Below are 24,652 nucleotides of genomic sequence, written 5' to 3'. Positions count from 1 at the left end.
CTAGGCTCGGGCCGACCAAGGAGGCACCATGCAGGTTTTCGACGGACATAACGATGTGCTCAGCCGCCTGTGGTGCGCGGGCGGCGACCCGGTGCAGCGATTCGCGCGGGACGAGGGGCATATCTCGGCCCCCGCCGCGAGGGCAGGGGGCTTCGCGGGCGGGCTTTTCGCGCTCTATTCGCCGCAGGCGCGCCGGGCCTTCGATTTCCGGGGCTTCCGGGGCGGCACCATGCCGCTGTCGAACCCCATGGAGCAGAACGCCGCGCTGCAATCGGTGATGGCCGAGGTCGGGATCGCCCGCCGCCTGCAGGCGGCGGGGCTGATCCGGCTCTGCACCGATGTGGCCGGGATCGAGGCGGCGATGGCAACGGGCGACATCGCCGCGGTCCTGCATCTGGAAGGTGCCGAATGCATCGACCCGGAACTGCTGGTGCTGGACGCGCTGCACGGGATGGGGTTGCGCTCGCTGGGCCCCGTCTGGTCGCGGCCGACGATCTGGGGCGAGGGCGTGCCCTTCGGCTATGACCGCGACGGCGACACCGGCCCGGGCCTGACCGCGGACGGCCGCCGCCTGATCGCCCGCTGCGCCGAGCTTGGGATCGTGGTCGACACCAGCCACCTGACGATGAAGGGCTTCTGGGAGATCGGCGACATGGGCCTGCCGCTGGTCGCCACCCATTCCAACGCCTGGGATCTCTGCCCCGCGACCCGCAACCTGACCGCGCCGCAGCTGCGCGCGATCGGCGCGACGGGCGGCATGGCGGGGCTCAACTACGCCACCGTGTTCCTGTCGCCCGAGGGCTGGAAGACCGGCCGCGCCCGGCTCGACGATTGCCTGCGCCAGCTGGAGGCGATGATCGAGGGGGCGGGCGAGGATCACGTGGGCCTCGGCTCGGATTTCGACGGCGCCCCCTTGCCCGAGGGGATGGCCAGCTGCGCCGACCTGCCCGCCCTGATCGCCGCGATGGAGCGCGCGGGCTTCGGCGCCGCGCTGATCGAGAAGCTCTGCCACGGCAACTGGCTGGCCTTCCTGCGCCGTGTCTGGGGCGCCTGACGCCCTCTTGCACCCATGGGGCGAAGCGGCTAAAGCAGGGGGGCCTCGGGCAACGGCGGGTTGGCGGAGAGGTTACGCAGCGGATTGCAAATCCGTGAAGACCGGTTCGATTCCGGTACCCGCCTCCAGGCTCTCCCTCTTTTCCTGTCCGATCCGTGCCTTACCCGCCACGCGCCCGCTGCAAGTCGGCCAGCAGGGCCTCGCCTGACCAGCGGTCGGGCGTGGTTGTGGCGTCTTCCACCAGTCGGCTCAGGCGGGCGTTGACCGGGGCCGTTCGGTTCAGGCGTGCGGCCAGCCTTGCCACCTCGCCGTTGAGGGCGTCCAGTTCCGGCGGGCGAGCTGACGCGAGGTCGTCGGCCATCGAGGACCGCGCCAGCGGGTCGATCTTCAGCATGTTGCCGGCGATCAGGCGGAACAGGGGATCGGGCAGGCGCAGCACCTTCGGCAGGAAGGCCGCAGGCAGGGGCGTCAGGCGGGCGAGCGGCTGCCCGGCCTCGGCGCAGAGCGCCAGCAATTCCTCCTGCGCCAGAGCCAGGCAGCGGCGGAAATCGCGGGTCGCCAGCTCCTCACGCAGCGGCAGACCGGACAGCGCATTGACCGCATTGTTGAGGTTCATCAAGAGCTTGGACCAGAGGACCGGCGCCATGTCCGCATGCAGGGTCAGGGGCAGCCCGGCCCGGGCGAACAGATCCAGCGGCAGGCGCGGATCCACACCCATATGCAACCCGCCCTGCGAGCCCTGATGGAAATGCCCCGGCCCCTGGTCGGCGACGTTGAAGCCGACCATGCCGGGCAGGACCGGGCGGCCCAGCCCCTCGGCCAGCACGGCGGCATTGCCAATGCCGTTCTGCAGGCTGACCACCAGCGCGCCCGGGGCCAGATGCGGGCCAAGCTCGCGGGCGACCGCGGCGCTGGCCCGCGACTTCACGCAGATGAGCACCAGACCCGCGCCCGCCGCGCCCTCCGACCCCTCGGCAAAGGGCAGGGGGAGGGTGGTGATCCGCGCGCCCGTGTAATCGGTCAGCGTGAGCCCGCCCGCCAGCGCCGCGCGGCTCCGGGCCCGGCCGATCAGCACCACATCGCCCCCCGCCGCCGCCAGTCGCCCGCCGACATAGGCCCCGATCAGCCCCGCCCCGTAGATCGCGATCCGCATTCCCGTGCTCCCACTGGAAGGGGCAGAGGTTTTCGCCTATATGCCCGCGCATGACACCCTCGGCCGAACCCCTCACCTTCCGCAAGATGCACGGAGCCGGAAACGACTTCGTGGTCATCGATTCGCGCGGCCGGTCCCGGGTGACGACACCGGCGCTGGCCAAGGGGCTGGGCGACCGGCACCGGGGCGTCGGCTTCGACCAGCTGGCCGAGCTGCACGACGATCCCGAGGCCGATTTCGCGCTGGACTTCTGGAACGCGGACGGCACGACCGCCGGCGCCTGCGGCAATGCCACGCGCTGCGTCGCCTGGCTGGTGATGCGCGAGACCGGGCGCGACCGGCTGACCCTCCGTACCGAGCGCGGGCTTCTGGAAGCGGTGCTGCGCAACGGCCGGGTCTGGGTCAACATGGGCGCACCGCTGACCGACTGGCGGGAGATCCCGCTGTCGGGGCCGCAGGACACGCTGCATCTGCCGCTGCCGGGCGATCCCGTGGGCGTCGGCATGGGCAACCCGCATTGCGTCTTCCTGACCCATGACGCCGAGGGCGTGGCGCTGGAGGAGCAGGGGCGCGCGGTCGAACATGACCCGCTGTTCCCCGAACGCACCAATGTCGAATTCATCAGCCTGCTGGGCAAGGATCACCTGCGCATGCGGGTCTGGGAACGCGGCGCGGGCGTGACGCTGGCCTGCGGCTCGGGCGCCTGCGCGGCGGCGGTGGCCGCGGCGCTCAGGGGGCTGACCGGGCGGCAGGTGGTGCTGGATCTGGACGGCGGGCGGCTCGAGGTCGATTGGCAGGACAACGGCGTCTGGCTGACCGGCCCGGTGGCCGAGGTCTTCACCGCCACAATCACCGCCGATTTCCTGGCCACGCTGTGAGCGCGCCCGTTTTCACCACGCTCGGCTGCCGCCTCAACGCCTATGAGACGGAGGCGATGAAGGATCTGGCGCAGCAGGCCGGGGTGGCGAATGCGCATGTGGTCAACACCTGCGCCGTGACGGCGGAAGCCGTGCGCAAGGCCCGGCAGGAGATCCGCCGCATCGCCCGTGAAAACCCGGGCGCCACGATCATCGTCACCGGCTGCGCCGCCCAGACCGAGCCCGAGACCTTCGCCGAGATGCCCGAAGTCACCCGCGTCATCGGCAATCACGAGAAGATGCAGGCCGAGACCTGGAAGGGCCTCGCCCCGGATCTGATCGGCGAGACCGAGCGGGTGCAGGTCGACGACATCCTGTCGGTGAAGGAAACCGCGGGTCATCTGATCGACGGTTTCGGCACCCGCGCGCGGGCCTATGTGCAGGTCCAGAACGGCTGCGACCACCGCTGCACCTTCTGCATCATCCCTTACGGGCGCGGCAATTCCCGCTCCGTCCCCGCCGGTGTGGTGGTCGAGCAGATCAAGCGGCTGGTCGGCGCCGGGTATAACGAGGTGGTGCTGACCGGGGTTGATCTGACCTCGTGGGGTGCCGACCTGCCGGCCGAGCCGAAGCTGGGCGATCTGGTGCGCCGGATCCTCAAGCTGGTGCCGGACCTGCCGCGGCTGCGCATCTCCTCCATCGATTCGGTCGAGGCTGATCCGGCGTTGATCGAGGCGATTGCCGCCGAACCCCGGCTGATGCCCCACCTGCATCTGAGCCTTCAGGCGGGCGACGACATGATCCTGAAACGGATGAAGCGCCGGCACCTGAGGGACGACGCGATCCGCTTCTGCGAGGACATGCGCAGGGCGCGCCCCGACCTGATCTACGGCGCCGACATCATCGCCGGTTTCCCGACCGAGACCGAGGAGATGTTCGCCAACACGCTGGCCATGGTGAAGGAATGCGGCCTGACCTGGCTGCATGTCTTCCCCTATTCCCCCCGCAAGGGCACCCCCGCCGCCCGCATGCCGCAGGTGGCGAAACCCCTGATCAAGGAACGCGCCGCAAGGCTGCGGTCCCTGGGCGAGGAACTGGCGGTGGCGCATCTGGCGGCGCAGATCGGCCGCCAGCATCAGGTGCTGATGGAAAACCCCCGCATGGGCCGGACCGAGCAATTCACCGAGGTGAATTTCCCGCAGGACCAGACCGTGGGCGCCATCGTTCCCGCCCGGATTTCCGGGCATGACGGGGCACAGCTGACCGCCGCCTGAGGGGCGGCCAGCGTCAGGCCTGGCTCAGATCTTGTCCCACTGCACGGCGAATTCGCCCAGCACTTCGGTCAGCTTCGCCTGATCGACGCCCTCACCGGTGCGGATCTTGGCCACCAGCCCGCGCTTCTTGTCCTCGATCACCTCGGCGACCGAGGCGTCGAGCTTGGCCTCGGCCAGCGTCTCGTCGAAGACCCGGGTGATGGCCATGCGGCGCAGGTCGGGCTTGAACACCTTGCCGACCGCGGTCTTCGGCAGCTCGGCCAGGATCTCCACATGTTTCGGCACGGCGGCGCGCTCGGGGATGCGGTTCGCGGCATGCTCGGCCAGTTCGCGCGGGGTGACGGTCTTGCCCGCCACCAGCTCGACATAGGCGCAGGGCAGTTCGCCCGCCTTGGCATCGGGCTGGCCGATGGCCCCGGCGAAGCCGACCGCCGGATGGCTGAGCAGCGCCTCCTCGATCATCGCCGGGTCGATGTTGTGCCCGCCGCGGATGATGAGGTCCTTGGCCCGGCCGGTGATCCACAGATAGCCGTCCGCATCGATCCGCCCCAGATCGCCGGTCCGCAACCATTTCCCGTCGGCGTAGAGGCCGTTGTTCTTGGCCGTCTCGGTATAGGTCGAACCGGGGATGACGCCGGGGTTCGAGATGCAGATCTCCCCCACCTCATCCGTCGCGCATTCCTTGGAGACGGTGCCATCGGCGCCGTGATGCAGGATGCGGCAGTTCGTGTAGGGGAAGGGGATCCCGACCGAACCCACCTTCTTCTGCCCGTCGACCGGGTTGCAGGACACGAGGCAGGTGGCCTCGGTCAGGCCGTATCCCTCGACGATGGCGACGCCGGTCGCTTCCTCGAAACGGCGATAAAGTTCTATCGGCAGCGGGGCCGAGCCGGAAAAACCGCTCTTCAAGGTGGAAATATTGGCATTGACCGGCCGCTGCATCAGCGCCGAAAGCGCGGTCGGCACGGTGATGATGAAGGTCACCTGCCAGCGCTCGACCAGCTTCCAGAAATTGTCGAAAACGCCGTCGCCGCGATAACCGGCCGGGGTCGGCATGACCATATGGGCGCCGGCCGTCACCACCGACATCAGGATCGGATAGGCGGCGAAGACGTGGAAAAGCGGCAGCGGGCAGAGCACGACGTCCTCTTCCGACATCAACAGACTCGCGCCCAGCCAGCCGTTGTAGATCACGCCCGAATGGCGGTGCTGCGCCACCTTGGGCAGACCCGTCGTGCCGCCGGTGTGGAAATAGGCGCAGACCGCATCGCCGGTGGCCTGCGGAAAGGTCAGCCGGTCGGCGGGCTGCTTCTGCATCTCGCGGTAGAAGCTGAGGACCCGGGCGTTGTGATGCACCGGGTTCTTCGGCCGCACCAGCGGCACGATCAGCTTCTTCACCCCGCTGAGGTAATGCAGCAGATCGACCTCCAGCACGGTCTTGACGTTGGGCGCGTGGCGCAGGGCCTCGGCCACTTTCTGGGCCACGTCGGATTTGGGAAAGGCGCGCAGGGTGACAACGATCTTGGCATTGGTCTCGCGCAGGATGCCCGCGATCTTCTCGGCCTCGAGCAGCGGGTTGATCGGGTTGACGATCCCCGCAGTCATCGCGCCCAGCAGCGTGACCGCGGTCTCGTTCACCGTCGGCAGGATATAGGCGATGGTCTCGCCCTCCTTGACGCCGAGACTGCGGAACAGGTTGGCGGCGCGCGTCACCTGGGCGTGGAACTCGTTCCAGGTCAGGGTCTCGGCCTTGGCGCCGTCTTCCGAGAACATCTGGAAGCTGATCGCCTTGCGCGTGCCATGGGCGCGGGCGGTGCGGGTCAGCTGGTCGTAGACGGTCGCCGGGACGTCACGCGCCTCCCAGGGCTGTTCAGCTTCGATGGCGTCGCGGTCCGCGGCGTTGGCGAATTGACGGGTCATTGGTGTCCTCCCTGCGCGTTTCGGCGCGATTTGTCGAGGAGTGTGACGCCTTTGCGGTTTCTATGCAATCGGGGGCAGAGGGGTGTCGTCGCGTCGCGCCCCGCGGCGGGAGGCACGCTCCCACCCGCCCACCCCGCGCGCCTCCCGCCGCGGAGAGGGCAGCGATTGTGGCAGCCCCGGGGGCCTTCTGCCCCCGGACCCCCGAGGATATTTAAGGAACGAAGATGGCGGATTAGCGCCTTCTTAACTCACATCTTCGTTCTTCAAATATCCTCGGGGGGTGAATTGGCCGCAGGCCAAGAGGGGGGCAGACGGCCCCCCTTCTTCGGCGCCGCGGAACGCGGCGCCGCTGGTCGCCCGAGGCGCCCGCGACAGCGGGCAACGAGGGCGAAACACCTCTCTGCCTGGTGCATCTCCGCCAGTGCATTCCCGGAGGCCGGACGTCCGGTCACTCCGGCACCACCTCGCCGTTGCTCAGGCGCTCGGTGCCGGTCAGGCCCAGCGGCAGGCTGTCGATATAGGCGTTGGGGGTGCGGCCGTCGTAGGGGATGCCGTCCAGCAGGGTGACCGGGTCGCGGTAGCCGTCGCTGCCGAAGGGGAAGTCCGTGGCCGCGGCGAGCCCCTCGTCGATCAGGCTTTGTGCGGCGTCGAGGTAGATGTCGGGCCGGTACACGCGCGCGGCGACCTCGTGGTACCAGGTGTCGTCGCGCTCTTCGGCGATCTGGCCCCAGCGACGCATCTGGGTCAGGTACCAGATGGCGTCCGAGTAATAGGGATAGGTCGCGTTGTACCGGAAGAAGACGTTGAAATCGGGCACTGCGCGCACATCGCCCGGCTCGTATTCGAAGGTCCCGGTCATCGAGGCGGATATGATCGCGGCATCGGCGCCGACATAGGCCGGGCGGCTGAGGATCTCGGCCGCTTCGGTGCGGTTGGCGTTGTCGTCGGCGTCCAGCCACATGGCGGCGCGGATCAGGGCGCGGACGATGGCGCGGGTGGTGTTGGGATAGGCTTCGACGAAATCGGCGCGCAGGGCGAAGACCTTTTCGGGATTGTTCGGCCAGATCTCGTAATCGGTGATGACCGCGACGCCGATGCCGCGTTGCACCGCCGCCTGGTTCCAGGGCTCGCCGACGCAATAGCCGTGGATCGCGCCTGCGGCCATTGTCGCGGGCATCTGCGGCGGCGGGGTGACCGAGAGGAACACATCGGCGCCGATCTGCCCGCTGGGATCCTCGGGCGCATAGAGGCCCGGGTGCAGCCCGCCCGCCGCCAGCCAGTAGCGCAGTTCGTAATTATGGGTCGAGAAGGGATAGACCATGCCCATCTCGAAGCGGCGGCCCTGGGCGCGGAATGCCTGCACCACCGGGGCCAGCGCCCGGGCGCTGATCGGGTGTTGCGGCCGGCCATCGGGCAGGGAGGGGACATGCGGGCGCATCCGTTCCCAGACCTCGGTCGAGACGGTGATGCCATTGCCGTTGAGGTCCATGGAAAAGGGCGTGACGATCGGCGCATCGCTGTCATAGCCGAGCGCCGCGGCGAGCGGCTGGCCGGCCAGCATCTGCGCGCCCTGCAGCGTGCCCGAGAGCACGCCGTCGCCCAGCACGCGCCAATTCGCTTGCGCCTCGAGCGTGACCTCCAGTCCTTCCTCGGCGAAATAGCCGCGTTCCAGCGCGATGGCGAGCGGGGCCATGTCGGTGAGTTTGATGAAGCCGAAGGTCAGCTCGGCCAGTTCGGGTTCCTGGGCAGCGGCCGGAGCGCTCAGCACCAGGGCGAGGAGGGCGGCGAATCGGCGGGGCATGGCGGGTCCTTTCCGGGCATCGGGCCAGGAGAGACTCGCGCGAAACGGTGGAGAAAGGAAAAACAGCCGCTGACGGGTCCTGCGGGAGGAGCTGACCTGTCAGCGGCTGTGCAAGGTTTCCCAAACGGCGGGAAGAGGTTCGTTCGAAGGTGTTCTCACCTCCACAAGCCCAGTGTCGCGCCTCGGGGCGGCGGCGGCAATCCCGGGCTTGCCGCAACTGCATCCTGATCGCTGCAATGCAGCGAGGGGCGGGGCGGATGCGCGATTTTCGGGCAATCGCAGAAAGGGCGATCAAGAAAGCAGCCCCCGGCAAAGAATGTCCGGGCTCCCCCGCGATTCGCCCCCGCGCCGGTCTGCCGTGGCCCGGTGCTTGCCAGGAACCGGCGCGGCTGGCATGCAGGGGTATGCCTGCAGATCCCCTCCCCACCCGTTTGCGCCTGCGTCTGCTCTTCGGCACCGATGCCATGCTGGGCCCGGGCAAGGCCGATCTTCTGCAGCAGATCCGCGAAACCGGCTCGATCTCGGCCGCCGGGCGGGCCATGGGCATGAGCTACAAGCGCGCCTGGTCGCTGGTCGAGGAGATGAACGCGGCCTTCCGCGAGCCTCTGGTCCAGTCGGCGCGGGGCGGGGCCAGCGGCGGCGGGGCGCAGCTGACGGCGATGGGCGAGGCGGTGCTGGTGGGGTATCGCCGGATCGAGGAGATCGCCGCCGAGGCCGCCGGGGCCGAGATCGCGGCACTGGCCGGTTTTCTACGCGATATGCCTGGCGGGAAATAACGCTTGCGGCGGCGGGCCCTGCTTGCGATATGTTTCGCCGAACATATTGCTTGAGGGAACCCCGATGATTCGCCACCTCTCCGTCCTGATTCTGGGCGCCGTTCTGGCCACGCCCGCCGTTGCCACCGATTTCAACGTCTTCGCGGCGGCCAGCCTGTCGGACGCGCTGGGCGAGGCGGCGCAGGTCTACGAGGGCGCGACTGGCGACCGCGCGGTGCTGGTCTTCGCCGGATCCTCGGCGCTGGCCCGGCAGATCCAGGCGGGGGCGCCGGCGGATCTGTTCATCTCGGCCTCGACCGACTGGATGGAGACACTGGCGGGTGAGGATCTGATCGACGGCGCGACGCGGGTCGACCTGCTGGGCAACAGTCTGGTGCTGGTCGCGCATGGTGCGGCCGCGCCTGTGGAGGGTACGCCCGACATCGCCGCGCTGCTGGGCGAGGGGCGGCTGGCCATGGCGCTGGTCGATGCGGTGCCGGCGGGCGTCTATGGCAAGGCGGCGCTCGGCTTCCTCGGCCAATGGGCGGCGGTCGAGCCGCAGGTGGCGCAGGCCGACAACGTGCGCGCGGCGCTGGCGTTGGTGGCCACGGGCGAGGCGCCCTATGGCATCGTCTATGCCACCGACGCCGCGGCCGAGGAGGGGGCGAGCGTGGTCTATACCTTCCCGGCCGAAAGCCATGCGCCGATCCTGTATCCCGCGGCGGTGACCGCCGCTGCGGCCGAGGCGCCGACCGCCGCCGCCTTCCTCGACTGGTTGCAAAGTGACGAGGCGCAGGCGATCTTCGCGCGGCATGGTTTCACCACCCCGTAAGAACGATCGGACCCTGACGGCATGGACTGGCTCGGCCCCGCGGAATGGCAGGCGATCATCCTGTCGCTGAAAGTCGCCTTCTGGGCCACGCTGGTCTCTCTGCCCTTCGGCATCGCCGTGGCGCATCTGCTGGCGCGGCGGGCCTTTCCCGGCAAGGCGCTGGTCAACGGGCTGGTGCATCTGCCGCTGATCCTGCCGCCGGTGGTCACGGGCTATCTGCTGCTTATCACCTTCGGCGTGCGGGGGCCGGTGGGGGGGCTGTTGCAGCCCCTTGGCATCGTCTTTGCCTTCCGCTGGACCGGGGCGGCACTGGCGGCGGCGGTGATGGGGTTCCCGCTGATGGTGCGGGCGATCCGCCTCTCGTTCGAGGCGGTCGATCCGAAGCTGGAAGAGGCCGCCTCAACCCTCGGCGCCTCGCGGGTCTGGGTCTTCTTGACGGTGACGCTGCCGCTGATCCTGCCCGGGGTGCTGGCGGGGGCGGTGCTGGCCTTCGCCAAGGCGCTGGGCGAGTTCGGGGCCACGATCACCTTCGTCTCCAACATCCCCGGCCAGACGCAGACCCTGGCCTCGGCCATCTACACCTTCCTGCAGGTGCCGGGGGGCGAGGGACCGGCCCTGCGGCTGGTGGCGGTCTCGGTCGTGCTGGCCATGGGGGCGCTGCTGGCCTCGGAACTGCTGGCGCGGCGGGTGCAGAAACGGGTGGGCGGGGCATGAGCGTTTCGGTCCGCGTGAGCCATCGGCAGGGGGATTTCCTGCTGGACGCCGCCTTCGAGGCGCCGCCGGGGATCACGGTCCTTTTCGGGCGCTCGGGCAGCGGCAAGACCACGCTGGTCAACGCCGTGGCCGGGCTGCTGCGGCCGCAGGCGGGGCGGATCGCGGTGGGCGATCAGGTGCTGTTCGACAGCGCGGCGGGGGTCTTCCTGCCGACCCATCGCCGCCGGCTGGGCTATGTGTTTCAGGAGGGGCGGCTCTTTCCGCACCTCTCCGTCCGCCAGAACCTGCTCTATGGCCGCTGGTTCGCGCCGAAGGGCGCGCGGCGCGAGGATCTGGGCCGGGTGGCCGAGATGCTGGGGATCGGCCCGCTGCTGGAGCGGCGGCCGGGGGATTTGTCGGGGGGGGAAAAGCAGCGCGTGGCCATCGGCCGGGCGCTGCTGGCCTCGCCGGGGCTGATCCTGGCGGATGAGCCGCTGGCGGCGCTGGACGAGGCGCGCAAGGCCGAAATCCTGCCCTATTTCGAGCGGCTCAGGGCCGAGGTGCCGATCCTCTATGTCAGCCATTCCGCCGCCGAGGTGGCGCGGCTTGCCACCACGGTCGTGGTGCTGGAGAAGGGGCGCGTGGTGCGGCAGGGCCCGGCGGCCGAGGTTCTGGCCGATCCCGCGGTGACGCCGGTCGGCGCCCGGGCGGCGGGCGCGATCCTTGAGGCGGTGGTGGTGCGCCACCACGCGGACGGGTTGAGCGAGTTGCAGGCCGGGGGGCATCCCCTTTTCCTGCCGCAGGTCGGGCAGGCCCCGGGCAGCCGCCTGCGGGTCCGCATCGCCGCGCATGACGTGATCCTGTCGCGGGGCCGGCCCGACGGCCTGTCGGCGCTGAACATCCTGCCGGGCGTGGTGCACGAGGTCCGGGGCGGCGAGGGGCCGGGCGCCATCGTCTCGGTCGATACCGGGGCGGGGCGGCTTCTGGCCCGGGTCACCCGCCGCTCGGCCGAGGCGCTGGGGCTGGGGCCGGGGGTCGCCTGCCATGCCGTCATCAAATCGGTGGCCGTCGCGCCCGAGGATGTCGGCGGGCGCTAGGCTGGGGCCGTCCCTCAGAAGAGTTGCGTAGCCACGAACAGCCCGCCCATCAGCACCGGCTGATGCAATAGATAGATCACCAGCGAATGCCGCCCGGCCCAGGCCAGCGCCCGGCCCAGCGGTCCGCCGTCACCACCCGGCCGCCGCCCGACCAGCGCCAGTTTCGCAAAGGCCATGCCCAGCAGGAAGGGCCCGAACCAGGGGAAGATCGGCTCCAGATCCATGCTGACCGGCTGCAGCTCGGCAAAGCCGATCCAGGCCAGCCAGCGGCTGTCGAAGGCCGGGAATTGCACCAGATAGGGCAGCGCCCAGACCAGCGCCCCCAGCACCGCCAGCGCCCGGACCGGCAGGCGCAGCGCCGGCAGGCCCAGCACCCGGCTGACGGCGATGACATGCAGGATGCCGAAAAAGACCCAGGCCTCGCCCAAAGCGAAATAGGTCACCACGCTGACCAGCACCGCCGCCGCCGCCACCTTGCCGGTATCGCGCCAGAAGGCCGGCCAGCGCATCCCGCCCCGTGCCGCCAGCACCAGGCTGACCCCCGCCAGAAAGACGAAACTGCCGGCCACCAGCCGGGCGAAGGTCCGCCAGGGCAGCGAAACGATGGTCCCCGGCTCGATCAGGCCGAAGAATTCCAGATCGAAGGTGAAATGGAACACCGCCATGCCGATCAGCGCCACGCCGCGGGCGATGTCGATCAGCGGCAGGCGGGAGGGGCGGGTCGGATCGGTCATGCAAAGCCTCGGCCGGAACGGACACCGAGAAGGCGCGGAGCGCGCGGCGAAGTCAACCCCGGGCCGGGGGCGGGGTCTCAGGGCCGCGGCTTAAGCGCGGCCTCCTGCGCCGCGAATTCCGCGCGGCCCTCGCCGCCGCCGCCGGTGAAGGCTGCCACCGTCACCGGCGCCGGAAGCTCGGGGAAATGATAGACCGCCGCCAAGCTGAACGGTCCGCCGCCGCTGTGGCCCAGAACCCGCCCGGCCGCTCCGAACCGGCCGCACATCAGCCCCAGCCCATAGCCGCATTCCGTCCACGGCCGGCCCGGCAGCGCGCCGCCCAGCGGGCGGGCGGCTATCATCTGGGTCCGTGACTCGGGCTTCAGGATCTTGCCCGTGAACAGCGCGTGCATCAGCCTCGCGGCATCCTCAGCGCTGCCGATCAGGCAGCCGTGATAGACCCAGCCCGGGTGATAGCGCTGCGTACCCGGGAAGGGCAGGTCGCGGAAATCCCGCCGCCCCGTCGCCAGCCGGAGGCTGCGCAGACCGAGGGGCGCGCAGATCTGCTCCTGCACCACCGCGTCCAGCGGCAGGCCCGCCGCCTCCTCGATCACGCGTCGGGCCAGCAGATAGCCGACGTTGGAATAGGCCCAGCCCTCGCCCGGCGCGAAAAGCCGCCCCTGCGCCAGCGCTGCCCGCAGCAGATCGTCCGCCGGCCAGGGCTCGTCATCGCGGGCGACGGAATCGCGATAGGCGGGCAGGGTGACGTAATCCGGCAGGCCCGCGGTATGGTCCAGCAGCTGGCGCAGGGTGGCGCCGATATCCGCCAGCGGCGCATCCAGATCGAGCCGTTGCGCCTCGGCCAGCCGCAGGGCGCAGAGGGCGATCACCGTCTTGGTGACGCTCCAATAGGGCACGAGCGGGGCATCGGGCGCGGGCTCTGGCCCGGGGATGCGGTGCAGGAAAAGGGGCGCGTCGGGCGTCATCGGGCGAGCCTACAACAATCCCGCGCGCCCGCCAGACGGATCGCTCACCCGCGCAGGCCCCGGCCCAGCCCGCGCCATCCGGCCAGCGTCACGATCATCACGCCCGCCGAGGCCACCCAGAAGGGCGCGGTCAGCGCCTGCTCGCGGTCGAGGACCAGCTCGGCCGCCCGCACCACCAGTCCCGACAGCAGCAGGCCCAGCGGCATCATCCCCCAGGCCAGCAGGCGGTAGAGGCTGTTGACCCGGCCCAGCAGCGCGTCGGGGATCATCCGCTGGCGGGTCGAGACCGAGACCGTGTTCCAGACCAGCCCGCAGAATTCGAAAAGCGCGAGGACCAGCGCCAGCGTCATGAGGTTGGGCGCCAGGGCGATGGCGGCGAAGGCGGGGACCGAGGCCAGCAGCGTCCATTGCGCCGCCGCACCCTTGCCGATCCGCCGCACGATCCGCTCGCCGCAAAGGCCGCCCAGGATGCCGCCGACCGCCCCCGCCGCCAGCACCAGCCCGTAGCCGGTCGAGGTGAGGCCCAGATTCTCCTGCACATGCAGGACCAGCGCGATCATCACCATCTGGAAGAACAGGTTCCAAAAGCCGGTCAGCCAGGCGAGGAGCCGCAGGAGGGGCGCGCCCTGCAGGAAGGCAAAGCCCTCGGCCAGTTCGCCGCGCCAGTCCCGGCGTTGCGCCCCCCGGGGGCGGAATTGTCCGGCGATGCTGGCCACGATCAGCCCGGCGAGCGCGTAGAAAAGCGCGTTGGCGGCGAAGGCCAGCGGCAGGAACAGCGCGATCAGGAAGGCGCCCAGCGGCGGGCCGACCAGCGCATTGCCGGTCAGCTCCAGGCTCCAGAGCCGCCCGTTGGCGGCCTCGAGCCGGTCATGGGGCACCAGCGCGGGCAGCATGGTCTGGGCGGCGTTGTCGCGAAACACCTCGGCCCCGCCGACCACCAGCGCGGCCAGAAGCAGCGTGATGAAGACCGGGATCGACGAGACCCCGCTCTCGGACGGCGGATCAAGCGGCAGGGCGAGCCAAAGCGCGACGGCGGCCGCGCCGAAGGCCAGCGCCCGTACCAGATCCATGGCGAGGATCAGGCGGCGGCGGTCGACCCGGTCGGTGACGATGCCCGCGGGCAGGGCCAGCAGGGCCCAGGGCAGGCGCAGCGCCACCGCCACCACGGCGACAAGCAGCGGGTCGCGGGTGATGAGCGAGGCGACCCAGGCCCAGGCGATGGTGGCAATCCCGTCGCCGAGATTGGCCAGCCCGCTGGCACCGATGAAGCGCAGGACCAGGGCGCCGCCTGGTCGGGCCTTGGGTGGCAAGCTGTTGTCGCGCATCGTGAGTCCGGCCCCCCGTTTTCCCGCAGGCTAATTCCTCAAGCATACTTGAGGTCAAGCACGATGTTTCGGGACGGGGCCGTCCGCCCGGAGGGAGCCGCGCAGGCAAAAGCCATCGCTTTCCCCCCAAAGGGGAGTGCGCTTCGTCGGTGATGGGGGGAAATGGCGGACCCGGAGCGATTCGAACGCCCGACCCCCAGATTCGTAGTCTGGTGCTCTATCCAGCTGAGCTACGGGTCCGCTGTGGGGCGTCATGTATCGCCCGCTGTCGGGCAGCGCAAGAGGGTTTCGGCGCTTTTCTGATCGGGCGGCAAAAGACTTTCCGCGGGCCCGGCGCAGGTGCCTGTCAGGCCCCGTGCGGCAGCCAGATGCGGAACTCGGTGCCTTCCTCATCGCTGCGCACCAGCTCCAGCTTGCCGCCATGGCCGCGGATCAGCTCGGCGGCGATGACCAGCCCCAGCCCGGTGCCGCCCTTGCGCGCGCCGCCCTGGAAGGCCGCGAAAAGATTGTCTTTCGCGCGCTGCGGCAGGCCCGGCCCGGTGTCGATGACCCGAATCGCCGTGCCGTCCTCCTTGTCGCGGGCCGTCACCTCGATCGAGCCCTGCTGGCCGGTCGCCTCGATCGCCTGGCGGGCATTGCGCACCAGATTGGTGATGACGCGGAACAGCTGCTCAGGATCGGCGCGCAGCATCATCGTGGCCGGCACGTCGATCAGGAATTCGACGGCGCAACTGGCCTCGCCCGCCGCCATCTTTTCGCCGTCGACCAGATCCTCGACCATCGGCCGCAGCGCGAATTGCGTGAGCCGCGGCGGCGGTTCCTCGGCCTTGCCGAAGGCCAGCGTGCTCTCGCACAGGCTGATGGCGCGCGAGAGCGCGTTCAGCAGTTTCGGCGCCGACCGCACCACGGCCGGGTCGGTCGAGCCCTCGATCCGGTCGGCCAGCAGCGAGGCGGTGGACAGGATGTTGCGCAGATCGTGGCTGATCCGGGCCACGGCGCCGCCCAGCTGCGCCAGCCGTTCCTTCTGCCTCAGCGCCGCGGTCAGATCCTCCTGCAGATGCTGCAGGGCCTCTTCGGCCGCGCGCAGTTCGGTCACCCGCGAATCGGGCTCGATGATCGAGCGCGCATCCTCGGGCGCCTTGGCATAGGTCGCCATCGAGGCGATGACCCGCTGGATCGGCGTCACGATCAGCGTCTGCACCGAGAGGAACAGCAGCGCCGCGGTGGCCAGCGTGATGACCAGCGACAGGAACAGGATCCGCAGCGCGTAATCCCTGAGCGTCTCGCGCAGGGGATCGGCGTTCATGGTGACCTCGATCAGCAGCCCCGCCTCCTGCACCGGGTCGCCGATCAGCCGGATCACGGTATTCTCGGGCGTGAACATCGCCGCCAGCCCGTCGCGCATCAACAGCCAGATCGAGCTTTCGCGCAGGTCATAGGTCGCCCGCACCGGCCCCGGCACCGGCGAGGACAGCACCAGTTCGCGCACCGCGTCGCGCCTCAGGACGACGTTGTAGACCCCGGCGGTGGCCAGCAATTCCTCGGCCAGCTTGTCCGAGATCTGCCCGTCCGAGGCCAGCAGCGCCAGCGAGGCGATCTGCGCCCGTTCGACGCGCGTCAGCAGATAGTCTTCGCGGAACCGGGCGACGTAGGGCACGAAGATCAGCACCTCGGCCAGAAGGACGAAGAGCAGGGTCAACAGCAGGAATCGGCCCGAGAGCGAACGAAAGAACATCAGTATCCCGCGTACCGGGCGGTCAGGGCACCCAACGCTGGACAGCCCGAACAACCCGCTTGATCAAGGCATTATCAAACAGCTTGGGGCTAAAATAGGTGCCAGCGGCGCGTTTGGAAAGTTCCGCCATGGTCGGATAGGGCAGAACCGTCGCGGCAAGGGCGTTCAGTTTCATCCGATTGGCCAGAATGAGCGACCAGAGGGCGATCTGTTCCCCGGCCCCGGTGCCGCAGATCGTGGCGCCGACCGGACGGGCGCCAACGCTCATGACCTTGAGGAAGCCCAGCGTCTCGGCCTCGGCCTGGGCGCGGTCGGCGGCGGCGAAATCGTGGCGCAGCACGGTCAGCCGGGCGCCGTATTGACCGCGCGCCTCGGCCTCGGTCAGGCCGACCTGGGCCAGTTCGGGGGCGGTATAGGTCACGCGGGGGATATGGTCGGTCCGCACCTTCGCCCTGAGGCCCAGGACGGCGGAGCGCACGACGAGCCCGGCATGATAGCCCGCCAGATGGGTGAACTGCCCGCGCCCGGCGGCGTCGCCGATGGCATAGACCCGCCGGTTCGAGCTGCGCAGCCCCTCGTCGGTGGCGATGCCCCGCGCGTCGTGGCGGATCCCGGCCGCGTCGAGGTTTAACCGCTCCAGCGCCGGGGCGCGCCCGGTGGCGACCAGCAGATGCGTGCCGACCAGGATCGTGCCGCCCGCGACCTCGATCTCGATGGCGCCCGCGCGGCCGCCGACGCGGCGGACCGTGACGCCCTCCAGGATCTCGACCCCCTCGGATTTCAGCCGGGCGATGACCAGCGCCGCCGCTTCGGGGTCTTCATGCCCCAGCGCCCGCGCGCCCTCGATCACCGTGACCATGGCGCCGAGGCGGCGGTGGGCCTGCGCCATCTCCAGCCCGATGGGGCCGCCGCCGATGATAAGCAGATGCCCGGGCGGCTTCTTCTGGGCGAAGATCGTCTCGTTGGTCAGGTAGGGCGTCTCGGCGAGGCCCGGGATCGGCGGAATCAGCGGGCGCGAGCCGGTGGCGATGACGAAGCGGCGGGCGCGGATGCGCTGGCCCCCGGCCTCGACCTCGTTCGGTCCGGTGAACCGTGCCCAGTCGCGGATCACCTGCACGCCGAACCCCTCGAACCGCTCCTGCGAATCGTGGGGGGCAATGGCGGCGATGACCCGCGCCACGTGGTCCTTGGCGGCGGAGAAATCCACCTCGGGCTGGTCGGCGGCGACGCCCGGGAAGGGGCGGCGATGCGCGGCGGCGGCCTTGGCGGCGGCCAGCAGCGCCTTCGAGGGCACGCAGCCGTAGTTCAGGCAATCGCCGCCCATCTCGTGGCCTTCGATCAGCACGGTGCGCGCGCCCATCTGCGCCGCGCCCGCTGCCACCGACAGCCCGCCCGAGCCCGCGCCGATCACGCAGATATCCGTCTCGATCATGCGCCACTCCTCCGGCGTATCAGAAGGGGCAGCAGCGACAGCGCCGCCAGCCCCAGGATCGGGCCCAGGATATAGGGCTGGAAGATGACAGTCAGGTCGGGCCTTTCGCCGCGGGCAAAGACCTCGCCCAGCCCGGCGCCGACCCAGGTGTAGACCAGCGCGCCGGGGATGATGCCCAGGAACGTGGTCCAGGTGAAGCGGGCGGCGCGGACGCCCAGGAAGGCGGGGATCAGATTGGCGACGAAGAAGGGCACGGCCGGGATCAGGCGCATGGACAGCAGGACCGGCACCTCATTGGCGCGGATCCCCTCGCTGAGCCGCCGCACCGCCCCGTCCGAGGCGTCGATCCGGGCGCGCAGGCTCTCGCCCAGCCCGGCGCGGACGGCGAGGAAGAGCGCGAGCGCGCCCAGCGTGGCGCCCGTCACGTTGTAAAGGACGCCGGGGAAGAGGCCGAACAGGAACCCGCCGGTCAGCGTCGCCCAGATCGCCCCGGGGATCGAGAAGGCGACGATCAGCGCATAGGCGGCAACGAAGAGGGCGGGCGTCAGCAGCGGATGGGCGTCGCGGTAAGCCAGCAGGGCCTCGCGGTGGCGGGCGAGCGCCTCGAAACTCAGCTGGTCACGCAGGAAGACGGCGCCGAGGATCGCGCCGGTCAGGACCAGAAGCAGGGGCAACCAGCGCCGCATCAGCCGAGCACGCTCAGCCGCAGCCGCCGCCAGCCATAGAGCGCCAGCGCCGCGGTGCCGAGCGCGGCGGCGACATAGGGCAGGCGCAGGGCCATGTCGCGGCCGAAGGGCTCTTCGGCCAGCGAAACGACCCAGCCGCCCGCCAGCGCGCCCACCGGCATCATCCCCCAGCCGAAGAAGCGGTAGAGGCTGTTCACCCGGCCCAGCAGCGCATCGGGAATGAGCCGCTGGCGATAGCTCACCGTCACCAGGTTCCAGACCACCCCCGCCCCCATGCCGACGAACAGCGCGATCCCGACCATGGCGGGCTGATCGCTGACGGCGATCACCAGCCAGGGCAGGGGGAAGAGGGCCAGCGCCAGCCGCACGCTGCGGTCCGGCCCGAGCCGCGCCACCAGCGCCGGACCCAAGAGGCCGCCGGTGACGGCCCCCGCAGCCTCGACCGTCAGCAGGATGCCGTAAGCGGCGGGGCCGAGGCCCAGCCGGTCCTGCGACACCAGAACCAGCACGGTCAGCGCCATCAGGGTGAAGGCGTTGAGGATCCCCAGCATGATCGCCAGCCGCAGCACCACCGGATGGGCCCGCATCCAGCGCCAGGCCTCGGCCGCCTCGGTCAGCGGGTGGCGGCGGGCGGGCCGGGCGCGGGGCGGCAGGGCGATGGCCCAGACGAACCAGGCGGCGAGGGCAAAGCCGATGGCTTCGGCGCCGAAGGGCACGGGCAGGGCCAGCGCGATCAGCAGGCCCGCCAGCGGCGGGCCGATGAAGGAGCCCGCGATATTCTCGACGCTCCAGATCTGGCCATTGGCGCGTTCCAGATCGGCGGGGGCGACGATGGACGGCAGCACGGTCTGCGCGGCGTTGTCGCGCACCACCTCGGCGCAGCCCAGGAGGAAGGCCAGGGCCGACAGCGAGAGAATCGCCGCCAGCTCGCCCCCCGGCGCCGTGCCGTCCTTCAGCCCGATGGCCAGCGCCACGGCCCCCACCGCCAGCAGCGCGCGGAAGGCGTCGGCCCTGAGCATCAATTGCCGCCGGTCGTGGCGGTCGGTCAGCACGCCCGCCGGGATCGCCAGCAGGAACCACGGCAGCCGCGTGGCAAAGGCCACCAGCGCGATCAGCAGCGGCTCGCGGGTGATGAGCGTCGCCAGCCAGGGAAAGGCCAGCGCGCCGATCCCGTCGCCGAGATTGGCCAGCGCGGCCGAGGACAGAAGCAGCCGGAATGGCCGGTTTCGAGCGATCAGGGTCATGGCCCCATGGGGCGGTGCCGCCGGGGGCGTGTCAAGCGCGCCTTTTTCTGCGAAAACCCGCTGCGGCTTTGTTGACTTGCGCGGCTGGCCCGGCTATTGCCCGGCCCTCGGAACATGACGCCCTCGAATCCCTTTCCCGGATTCGGGCATGACAGAAGGACCGTTGCGATGAAACGCACCTACCAGCCGTCGAACCTGGTTCGCAAGAAGCGCCACGGCTTCCGCTCGCGCATGGCGACCAAAAGCGGCCAGAAGATCCTGAACGCGCGCCGCGCCCGCGGCCGCAAGAAGCTGTCGGCCTGAGGCCTTCCGCTTCGGCACGGATATGACGCCGCCGGACGCGCCCCAAGGCAGCCCCGACACGGGGATGCAGGCGGCCCCGGCGGTTTCCTCATGCCTGATCGTCCTGAAGAAACGGGCCGAGTTCCTGCTCGCTGCCCGCGCCCGCCGCGCTCCCGTGGCGGGTTTCCTGTTGCAGGCGCGCGAGCGTGCCGCGACCGAGGCCGCGCAGGGCATCCGCGTGGGCTTCACCTGTTCCAAGAAGGTCGGCAACGCGGTGGCCCGCAACCGCGCCAAGCGGCGGCTGCGGGCGCTCGCGCGTGAGATCCTGCCCGAAATGGGCCGCCCCGGCTGGGATTATGTGCTGGTCGGCAAGCCCGAGGCGACCATCGGCCGTGACTTTGCGGATCTGCAGGCCGATCTCAGGCGGGCGATGGAGCGGGTCCACGGCTGAGACGCCAAGGATGCCTTGATCCGGGGGCGGTGCTGGGGCATGACCGACGGGTCACTCCTGAAAGACCGACGCATGAGCCGCATCTGCCACATCGACATCGACGATTCCGGCCTTCCCGCCCCCACGCCCGAGATGGAGCAGGAGCGCAAGGTGGCAGTCTTCGACCTGCTCGAGGATAATTCCTTCCTGCTGCCCGACCGCGACGACCGCCCGGTGCCCCCCGGCCCCTACCGGCTGGGTCTGGCGATCCGCGAGCGGCGGCTGGTGGTGGAGATCGCGCAGGAAGACGGCGCAAGGGTGGGCGAGCTGCATCTGGCGCTGGGTCCGTTCCGGCAGGTGGTGAAGGATTACGACCAGATCTGCGCCTCCTATTTCGACGCGGTGAAGCGCCTGCCGCCCAGCCAGATCGAAGCCATCGACATGGCCCGCCGCGGCATCCACAACGAGGGGGCGCGGGTCCTGCAGGAGCGGCTTGAGGGCAAGGCCGAGATCGACCTCGATACGGCGCGGCGCCTGTTCACCCTCATCAGCGTCCTGAACCGCGGGGCGTGATCTTGGGTTCAGGCTTTCCCAGTTCCGTCCTGTTCTGCTGCGATCATAACGCAGTCCGGTCGCCGATGGCCGAAGGCTTCATGAAACAGCTCTATGGCCAGCGCGCCTATGTGCAGTCGGCCGGGGTACACAACGACCTCGACATCGACGGTTTCGCCATCGCCGTCAGCGCCGAGAAGGGGGTGGAACTGTCGCGCCACCGCTCGCGCAGTTTCGAGGAAATGATGGATTGGGGGGACGACCTGTCCGGCTTCGACCTGATCGTCGCCCTCTCGCCCGCCAGTCAGCGCGCGGCGCTGGAACTCACCCGCTACGCCCATACCGATGTCGAATACTGGCCGATCATGGACCCGACCGGCCTGGGCGAAACCCGCGAGACCAAGCTGCAGGCTTACCGCCAGACCCGCGACCAGATCCTCAAGCGGATGCAGGAACGCTTCGGTCCGCCGGAGCGCTGAGAGCGGCCTGCGCCTCGGCGATGGCGGGGAAATTGGCCTCGATCCAGCTGGCCAGCGCCACCAGATGCACCGCCGCGCCCTCGCCCAGCGGCGTCAGCGAGTAATCGACCCGGGGCGGCACCTCGCCATAATCGCGCCGCAGGACGAAGCCGTCGCCCTCCAGCTGTTGCAGGGTCTGGGCCAGCATCCGCTCGCTGACCCCGCCGATGCGGCGCCGCAATTCCGAGAAACGATGCGTGCCGGTCGCCAGCGCCGCCATCACCAGCACGCCCCAGCGGCTGGTCAGGTGTTGCAAGACGGGACGCGACGGGCAGTCGGCCGCCATCACATCGGCCCGGGCATAGGCATCGAGCATTTCCTTGGCGCGGTCGGCCGTCGGGTCGAAAATCTCCATGTTCGGCTCCTCGGTATACTAACATTTATGTAGGTACTTACATTTCGTAAGTAAAGGTCTAGATGGGACATCACCAACCCGGAATGCCCTGAAAGGACCACCCCATGACCCAGACCATCGCCATCACCGGCGCCACCGGCCACCTCGGCCGTCTGGCCGTTGCCGCCCTGAAACGTCGCGCGCCCGGCGCCCATCTGGTTGCGCTGGTGCGCGATCCCGCCAAGGCCGCCGATCTGGGGGTCGAGGCGCGCGCCTTCGACTATGCCGCCCCCGCCACGCTGGAGGCGCCGCTCAAGGGCGTCGATGTGCTGGTCCTGATCTCCTCCAGCGATTTCAACGACCGCGCCGGCCAGCACCGCAACGTCATCGCCGCCGCCAAGGCCGCGGGGGTCGGGCGGGTGATCTATACCTCGATCCTGAAAGGCACCGACTCGCCGATGATCCTGGCCGAGGACCACAAGGCGACCGAGATCGCGCTCGCCGCCTCGGGCCTGCCGACGACGGTGCTCAGGAACGGCTGGTACACCGAGAATTACACCGGCAACCTGGCAGGGTCGCTGGCGGCGGGCGCCATCGTCGGCGTCAATGCCTCGGGCAAGGTCTCGCCCGCCACCCGCGCCGATTTCGCCGAGGCGATCGCCGTGGTGGCCAGCGAGGACGGGCATACCGGCACTGTCTATGAACTGGCTGGCGACGAGTCCTTCACCATGACCGACTTCGCCGCCGAGGTCTCGCGCCAGGCGGGCAAAGAGGTGCCCTATGCGCCGATGCCGCAGGCCGCCTATGCCGATCTGCTGAAAAGCTTCGGCCTGCCCGAGGGTTTCGCCCAGATCCTCGCCGACAGCGACGCGCGCTCGGCCGAGGGGGCGCTTCAGGACGACAGCCGCACGCTGTCGCGGCTGATCGGGCGCCCGACGACCCCGCTGTCGGTGGCGGTCGCCGCCGCGCTGGCCTGACACTCTCGGGGCGGGTCGCATCACGGCCCGCCCCTGACGTTTTTCGGTCTTCAATCTGCGCCCGGTGGCGTTATGTTTCCTGAAAAGAAACAGGAGACCAGTGTGAATCCAGCAGACACCGCCCGCGCCACGATCCAGACCTATTACGATTCCTTCAACCGGGGCGACATTCCCGGGATGCTGGACTGCCTGCACGCGGATTTCGCCCATCACGTCAACGAAGGCACGGCCCGTCTGGGCAAACAGGCTTTCGCCGAGTTCTGCGCCCATATGAGCGAGACCTACCGCGAGACCCTGACCGAGATGGTGGTCTATGGCTCGGAGGACGGCACGCGCGGCGCGGCCGAGTTCATCGTGAACGGCACGTACCTCAAGACCGATCCGGGCCTGCCCGAGGCGCATGGCCAGACCTATGTCCTGCCCGCGGGCGGGTTCTTCAGCCTCAAGGATGGCAAGATTACCCGCGTCACCACCTATTACAATCTGCAGGAATGGTTGCGGCAGGTCGGCGGATGAGGGTCGAGGCGCTTTCCGGCCCGGCGCTGGACGCGGCGCTGGACGGCGTGGCGCGGCTCCGCATCGCGGTGTTTCGCGACTGGCCCTATCTCTATGACGGCTCGCTGGACTACGAGCGCGAATACCTTGCGCCCTACCGCGACAACCCGCGGGCGGTGGTGGCGGGGGCCTTTGACGGCGAGGCGCTGGTCGGCGCCGCCACCGGCACGCCGATGGAAGACCACGCCGAGGATTTCGCCCAGGCCTTCGCCTCCTCGGGGCTGGCGCTGTCTGACATTTTCTATTGTGCCGAATCGGTGCTGCTGCCGGAATACCGCGGCCGGGGCGTCGGACATCGGTTCTTTGACATCCGCGAGGCGAAAGCGGCCACGTTGGGCCGTCGCCATGTCGCATTCTGCCGGGTCGAGCGGCCTGCGGATCACCCGGCGCATCCCGCCGGTTACCGTCCCTTGGACGGGTTCTGGCGGGCGCGGGGCTATGCGCCCCTGCCCGGCGCCATCGCCACCTTCCGCTGGAAGGATCTGGGCGATAGCCTCGAAACACCGAAACCCCTGCAATTCTGGATCCGTGAGCTGCCATGACCGACGCCCAGACCGAGGTCACCATCGCTGTCGCCGCCTATCCGCTGGACTGGTTTGACAGTTTCGCCGAATACGAGGCCAAGATCGCGGGCTGGGTCGGCAATGCCGCTGGGGCCCGGGCGGAACTGCTGGTCTTTCCCGAATACGGGGCGATGGAACTGGCCAGCCTCGGCGGGGCCGAGGTCGCGGCGGATCTGGAACGCGCGCTGCACGAGGTCGCCCGCCACCGCCCGGCCATGGACGCGCTGTTCTGCGCGCTGGCGGCGCGGCACGGGGTGCATATCCTCGGCCCCTCCGGCCCCGTCTTCACCGGTGAGCGGCCGGTGAACCGCGCCACGCTCTATGGGCCGGGCGGGGTGATTGGCCATCAGGACAAGCAGATCATGACCCGCTTCGAGCGCGAGGAATGGAACGTCGTGCCGGGGACGGAGGGGCTGACCGTCTTCGACACGGCCTTGGGCCGGATCGGCGTGGCGATCTGCTATGACAGCGAATTCCCCCTGCTGGCCCGCAAGCTGGCCGAGGAGGGGGTGGACATCCTGCTGGTCCCGTCCTGCACCGAAACGCGCGCGGGCTATTGGCGGGTCCGCATCGGCGCGCAGGCGAGGGCGTTGGAAAACCAGTGCGTCGCCGCGCATTCCTGCCTGGTCGGCAAGGCGCCCTGGTGCGCGGGCGTCGAGGAGAATACCGGCGCCTCGGCCCTCTATGGCCCGCCGGATCAGGGCTGGCCCGAGGACGGACTTTTGGTGATGAGCGGCATGGACGAGGCCTGCTGGATGATGGACCGCGTGTCGCGCGATCTGATCGCCTGGACGCGCGCCAATGGCGGGGTGCTCAATTTCCGGCACTGGGAAGAACAGGAGGCGCGGCTGGCCAAGGGAACCCTGCGGCGCGGTGCAAGTTAA

26 protein-coding genes and 2 tRNA genes are annotated in these 24,652 nt (G+C 69.7%); 16 read left to right on the top strand and 12 right to left on the bottom strand.

Annotation, left to right across the window (positions count from 1 at the left end; translation table 11 throughout):
* Window positions 1–28 precede the first annotated feature (28 nt).
* Both DDE23_RS16770 and DDE23_RS16765 read left to right on the top strand, forming a co-directional pair.
* Window positions 29–1,054 carry a dipeptidase gene (locus DDE23_RS16770; protein ID WP_107753194.1) on the top strand — a complete coding sequence of 342 codons (1,026 nt, stop codon included), beginning with the start codon at window positions 29–31 and terminating at the stop codon, window positions 1,052–1,054.
* A gap of 54 nt (window positions 1,055–1,108) precedes the next feature.
* A tRNA-Cys gene (locus DDE23_RS16765) sits at window positions 1,109–1,182 on the top strand.
* Between the two features lie 32 nt (window positions 1,183–1,214).
* On the opposite strand, the gene DDE23_RS16760 is transcribed toward DDE23_RS16765, so the two are convergent.
* Window positions 1,215–2,207 carry a 2-dehydropantoate 2-reductase gene (locus DDE23_RS16760; RefSeq protein ID WP_107753192.1) on the bottom strand — a complete coding sequence of 331 codons (993 nt, stop codon included), beginning with the start codon at window positions 2,205–2,207 and terminating at the stop codon, window positions 1,215–1,217.
* Between the two features lie 50 nt (window positions 2,208–2,257).
* On the opposite strand from DDE23_RS16760, the gene dapF reads away from it, so the two are divergent.
* Both dapF and mtaB read left to right on the top strand, forming a co-directional pair.
* Window positions 2,258–3,085: a diaminopimelate epimerase gene (dapF, locus tag DDE23_RS16755; RefSeq protein WP_107753190.1), complete on the top strand. Its 828-nt coding sequence runs from the start codon at window positions 2,258–2,260 to the stop codon at window positions 3,083–3,085.
* Window positions 3,082–4,338, top strand: coding sequence for a tRNA (N(6)-L-threonylcarbamoyladenosine(37)-C(2))-methylthiotransferase MtaB (gene mtaB / locus DDE23_RS16750; protein WP_107753188.1), 1,257 nt, complete (start codon window positions 3,082–3,084; stop codon window positions 4,336–4,338). Before dapF ends, mtaB begins: the two co-directional genes overlap by 4 nt.
* Before the next feature lie 24 nt (window positions 4,339–4,362).
* On the opposite strand, the gene DDE23_RS16745 is transcribed toward mtaB, so the two are convergent.
* Window positions 4,363–6,258, bottom strand: coding sequence for an acyl-CoA synthetase (locus DDE23_RS16745; protein ID WP_107753186.1), 1,896 nt, complete (start codon window positions 6,256–6,258; stop codon window positions 4,363–4,365).
* Window positions 6,259–6,706: 448 nt separating this feature from the next.
* A complete protein-coding gene (locus DDE23_RS16740; protein ID WP_107753184.1) occupies window positions 6,707–8,059 on the bottom strand; it encodes a CmpA/NrtA family ABC transporter substrate-binding protein in 1,353 nt (450 codons plus the stop codon).
* Window positions 8,060–8,463: 404 nt separating this feature from the next.
* Between DDE23_RS16740 and DDE23_RS16735 the strand changes: the two genes are divergently transcribed.
* From DDE23_RS16735 to modC, 4 genes are all read left to right on the top strand, one after another.
* Window positions 8,464–8,835 (top strand): winged helix-turn-helix domain-containing protein, encoded by a 372-nt coding sequence (locus tag DDE23_RS16735; protein WP_238150026.1) that lies wholly within the window; start codon window positions 8,464–8,466, stop codon window positions 8,833–8,835.
* A 64-nt stretch (window positions 8,836–8,899) separates the two neighbouring features.
* A complete protein-coding gene (modA, locus tag DDE23_RS16730; RefSeq protein ID WP_107753182.1) occupies window positions 8,900–9,646 on the top strand; it encodes a molybdate ABC transporter substrate-binding protein in 747 nt (248 codons plus the stop codon).
* Window positions 9,647–9,667: 21 nt separating this feature from the next.
* Window positions 9,668–10,360 (top strand): molybdate ABC transporter permease subunit, encoded by a 693-nt coding sequence (gene modB, locus DDE23_RS16725; RefSeq protein ID WP_107753180.1) that lies wholly within the window; start codon window positions 9,668–9,670, stop codon window positions 10,358–10,360.
* Entirely contained in the window at window positions 10,357–11,436 is a 1,080-nt protein-coding gene (gene modC, locus DDE23_RS16720; protein WP_107753178.1) for a molybdenum ABC transporter ATP-binding protein, read from the top strand. The genes modB and modC overlap by 4 nt, the downstream gene beginning before the upstream one ends.
* A 14-nt stretch (window positions 11,437–11,450) precedes the next feature.
* Here modC and DDE23_RS16715 read toward each other — a convergent pair whose 3' ends face one another.
* From DDE23_RS16715 to DDE23_RS16680, 8 genes are all read right to left on the bottom strand, one after another.
* Window positions 11,451–12,170, bottom strand: coding sequence for an acetyltransferase domain-containing protein (locus DDE23_RS16715; RefSeq protein ID WP_107753176.1), 720 nt, complete (start codon window positions 12,168–12,170; stop codon window positions 11,451–11,453).
* Between the two features lie 77 nt (window positions 12,171–12,247).
* Complete coding sequence (locus tag DDE23_RS16710; RefSeq protein ID WP_107753174.1) at window positions 12,248–13,135, bottom strand: serine hydrolase domain-containing protein; 888 nt, start codon at window positions 13,133–13,135, stop codon at window positions 12,248–12,250.
* Window positions 13,136–13,179: 44 nt separating this feature from the next.
* Window positions 13,180–14,460, bottom strand: a complete 1,281-nt coding sequence (locus tag DDE23_RS16705) for an MFS transporter (RefSeq protein WP_107753172.1) — start codon at window positions 14,458–14,460, stop codon at window positions 13,180–13,182.
* A gap of 163 nt (window positions 14,461–14,623) precedes the next feature.
* Window positions 14,624–14,700: transfer RNA gene (locus tag DDE23_RS16700), tRNA-Arg, on the bottom strand.
* A 106-nt stretch (window positions 14,701–14,806) separates the two neighbouring features.
* Window positions 14,807–16,195 (bottom strand): sensor histidine kinase, encoded by a 1,389-nt coding sequence (locus DDE23_RS16695; protein WP_107753170.1) that lies wholly within the window; start codon window positions 16,193–16,195, stop codon window positions 14,807–14,809.
* A gap of 22 nt (window positions 16,196–16,217) precedes the next feature.
* Complete coding sequence (locus DDE23_RS16690) at window positions 16,218–17,627, bottom strand: dihydrolipoyl dehydrogenase family protein (protein ID WP_107753168.1); 1,410 nt, start codon at window positions 17,625–17,627, stop codon at window positions 16,218–16,220.
* Window positions 17,624–18,313 carry a TVP38/TMEM64 family protein gene (locus DDE23_RS16685; protein ID WP_107753166.1) on the bottom strand — a complete coding sequence of 230 codons (690 nt, stop codon included), beginning with the start codon at window positions 18,311–18,313 and terminating at the stop codon, window positions 17,624–17,626. The genes DDE23_RS16690 and DDE23_RS16685 overlap by 4 nt, the downstream gene beginning before the upstream one ends.
* Entirely contained in the window at window positions 18,313–19,557 is a 1,245-nt protein-coding gene (locus DDE23_RS16680; protein WP_107753165.1) for an MFS transporter, read from the bottom strand. Before DDE23_RS16680 ends, DDE23_RS16685 begins: the two co-directional genes overlap by 1 nt.
* 168 nt (window positions 19,558–19,725) lie before the next feature.
* Here DDE23_RS16680 and rpmH point away from each other — a divergent pair, with 168 nt between their 5' ends.
* The 4 genes from rpmH (at window position 19,726) to DDE23_RS16660 (ending at window position 21,300) form a co-directional block, all read left to right on the top strand.
* Window positions 19,726–19,860 (top strand): 50S ribosomal protein L34, encoded by a 135-nt coding sequence (gene rpmH, locus DDE23_RS16675; RefSeq protein ID WP_107753163.1) that lies wholly within the window; start codon window positions 19,726–19,728, stop codon window positions 19,858–19,860.
* Between the two features lie 22 nt (window positions 19,861–19,882).
* Window positions 19,883–20,290, top strand: a complete 408-nt coding sequence (gene rnpA / locus DDE23_RS16670; RefSeq protein ID WP_107753161.1) for a ribonuclease P protein component — start codon at window positions 19,883–19,885, stop codon at window positions 20,288–20,290.
* 72 nt (window positions 20,291–20,362) lie between these two features.
* Entirely contained in the window at window positions 20,363–20,842 is a 480-nt protein-coding gene (locus DDE23_RS16665; protein ID WP_107753159.1) for a UPF0262 family protein, read from the top strand.
* Window positions 20,843–20,907: 65 nt separating this feature from the next.
* Window positions 20,908–21,300, top strand: a complete 393-nt coding sequence (locus DDE23_RS16660; RefSeq protein WP_107753157.1) for an arsenate-mycothiol transferase ArsC — start codon at window positions 20,908–20,910, stop codon at window positions 21,298–21,300.
* Here the strand turns inward: DDE23_RS16660 and DDE23_RS16655 are convergent.
* On the bottom strand, window positions 21,260–21,694 hold the full coding sequence (locus tag DDE23_RS16655) for a winged helix-turn-helix transcriptional regulator (RefSeq protein ID WP_170121880.1): 435 nt from the start codon (window positions 21,692–21,694) through the stop codon (window positions 21,260–21,262). The two genes, DDE23_RS16660 and DDE23_RS16655, sit on opposite strands and share 41 nt — an antisense overlap.
* 104 nt (window positions 21,695–21,798) lie before the next feature.
* Here DDE23_RS16655 and DDE23_RS16650 point away from each other — a divergent pair, with 104 nt between their 5' ends.
* From DDE23_RS16650 to DDE23_RS16635, 4 genes are all read left to right on the top strand, one after another.
* Window positions 21,799–22,650: an SDR family oxidoreductase gene (locus tag DDE23_RS16650; protein ID WP_107753155.1), complete on the top strand. Its 852-nt coding sequence runs from the start codon at window positions 21,799–21,801 to the stop codon at window positions 22,648–22,650.
* A 102-nt stretch (window positions 22,651–22,752) separates the two neighbouring features.
* The gene (locus DDE23_RS16645) at window positions 22,753–23,166 is read left to right on the top strand and encodes a ketosteroid isomerase-related protein (protein WP_272947887.1); all 414 of its coding nucleotides are present in this window, start codon (window positions 22,753–22,755) and stop codon (window positions 23,164–23,166) included.
* A complete protein-coding gene (locus DDE23_RS16640) occupies window positions 23,163–23,747 on the top strand; it encodes a GNAT family N-acetyltransferase (RefSeq protein WP_107753151.1) in 585 nt (194 codons plus the stop codon). The genes DDE23_RS16645 and DDE23_RS16640 overlap by 4 nt, the downstream gene beginning before the upstream one ends.
* A complete protein-coding gene (locus DDE23_RS16635) occupies window positions 23,744–24,652 on the top strand; it encodes a carbon-nitrogen hydrolase family protein (protein WP_107753149.1) in 909 nt (302 codons plus the stop codon). The genes DDE23_RS16640 and DDE23_RS16635 overlap by 4 nt, the downstream gene beginning before the upstream one ends.

Origin of the sequence: Pararhodobacter aggregans, assembly GCF_003075525.1 — a bacterium.
Classification (GTDB): Bacteria; Pseudomonadota; Alphaproteobacteria; order Rhodobacterales; family Rhodobacteraceae; genus Pararhodobacter; species Pararhodobacter aggregans.
This window is presented reverse-complemented; position numbering and strand designations above follow the sequence as displayed.

Bases quoted from the DNA above. Each gene is read 5' to 3' on its own strand.
- DDE23_RS16680 (WP_107753165.1), bottom strand. From the start codon at position 19,557: ATGACCCTGATCGCTCGAAACCGGCCATTCCGGCTGCTTCTGTCCTCG.
- DDE23_RS16705 (WP_107753172.1), bottom strand. From the start codon at position 14,460: ATGCGCGACAACAGCTTGCCACCCAAGGCCCGACCAGGCGGCGCCCTG.
- DDE23_RS16740 (WP_107753184.1), bottom strand. From the start codon at position 8,059: ATGCCCCGCCGATTCGCCGCCCTCCTCGCCCTGGTGCTGAGCGCTCCG.
- modA (WP_107753182.1), top strand. From the start codon at position 8,900: ATGATTCGCCACCTCTCCGTCCTGATTCTGGGCGCCGTTCTGGCCACG.
- dapF (WP_107753190.1), top strand. From the start codon at position 2,258: ATGACACCCTCGGCCGAACCCCTCACCTTCCGCAAGATGCACGGAGCC.
- DDE23_RS16695 (WP_107753170.1), bottom strand. From the start codon at position 16,195: ATGTTCTTTCGTTCGCTCTCGGGCCGATTCCTGCTGTTGACCCTGCTC.
- DDE23_RS16650 (WP_107753155.1), top strand. From the start codon at position 21,799: ATGACCCAGACCATCGCCATCACCGGCGCCACCGGCCACCTCGGCCGT.
- DDE23_RS16635 (WP_107753149.1), top strand. From the start codon at position 23,744: ATGACCGACGCCCAGACCGAGGTCACCATCGCTGTCGCCGCCTATCCG.
- DDE23_RS16665 (WP_107753159.1), top strand. From the start codon at position 20,363: ATGAGCCGCATCTGCCACATCGACATCGACGATTCCGGCCTTCCCGCC.
- DDE23_RS16770 (WP_107753194.1), top strand. From the start codon at position 29: ATGCAGGTTTTCGACGGACATAACGATGTGCTCAGCCGCCTGTGGTGC.
- modC (WP_107753178.1), top strand. From the start codon at position 10,357: ATGAGCGTTTCGGTCCGCGTGAGCCATCGGCAGGGGGATTTCCTGCTG.
- DDE23_RS16760 (WP_107753192.1), bottom strand. From the start codon at position 2,207: ATGCGGATCGCGATCTACGGGGCGGGGCTGATCGGGGCCTATGTCGGC.
- DDE23_RS16690 (WP_107753168.1), bottom strand. From the start codon at position 17,627: ATGATCGAGACGGATATCTGCGTGATCGGCGCGGGCTCGGGCGGGCTG.
- modB (WP_107753180.1), top strand. From the start codon at position 9,668: ATGGACTGGCTCGGCCCCGCGGAATGGCAGGCGATCATCCTGTCGCTG.
- DDE23_RS16710 (WP_107753174.1), bottom strand. From the start codon at position 13,135: ATGACGCCCGACGCGCCCCTTTTCCTGCACCGCATCCCCGGGCCAGAG.
- DDE23_RS16685 (WP_107753166.1), bottom strand. From the start codon at position 18,313: ATGCGGCGCTGGTTGCCCCTGCTTCTGGTCCTGACCGGCGCGATCCTC.
- rnpA (WP_107753161.1), top strand. From the start codon at position 19,883: ATGACGCCGCCGGACGCGCCCCAAGGCAGCCCCGACACGGGGATGCAG.
- DDE23_RS16735 (WP_238150026.1), top strand. From the start codon at position 8,464: ATGCCTGCAGATCCCCTCCCCACCCGTTTGCGCCTGCGTCTGCTCTTC.
- DDE23_RS16715 (WP_107753176.1), bottom strand. From the start codon at position 12,170: ATGACCGATCCGACCCGCCCCTCCCGCCTGCCGCTGATCGACATCGCC.
- DDE23_RS16660 (WP_107753157.1), top strand. From the start codon at position 20,908: ATGGCCGAAGGCTTCATGAAACAGCTCTATGGCCAGCGCGCCTATGTG.
- rpmH (WP_107753163.1), top strand. From the start codon at position 19,726: ATGAAACGCACCTACCAGCCGTCGAACCTGGTTCGCAAGAAGCGCCAC.
- DDE23_RS16640 (WP_107753151.1), top strand. From the start codon at position 23,163: ATGAGGGTCGAGGCGCTTTCCGGCCCGGCGCTGGACGCGGCGCTGGAC.
- DDE23_RS16745 (WP_107753186.1), bottom strand. From the start codon at position 6,258: ATGACCCGTCAATTCGCCAACGCCGCGGACCGCGACGCCATCGAAGCT.
- DDE23_RS16655 (WP_170121880.1), bottom strand. From the start codon at position 21,694: ATGGAGATTTTCGACCCGACGGCCGACCGCGCCAAGGAAATGCTCGAT.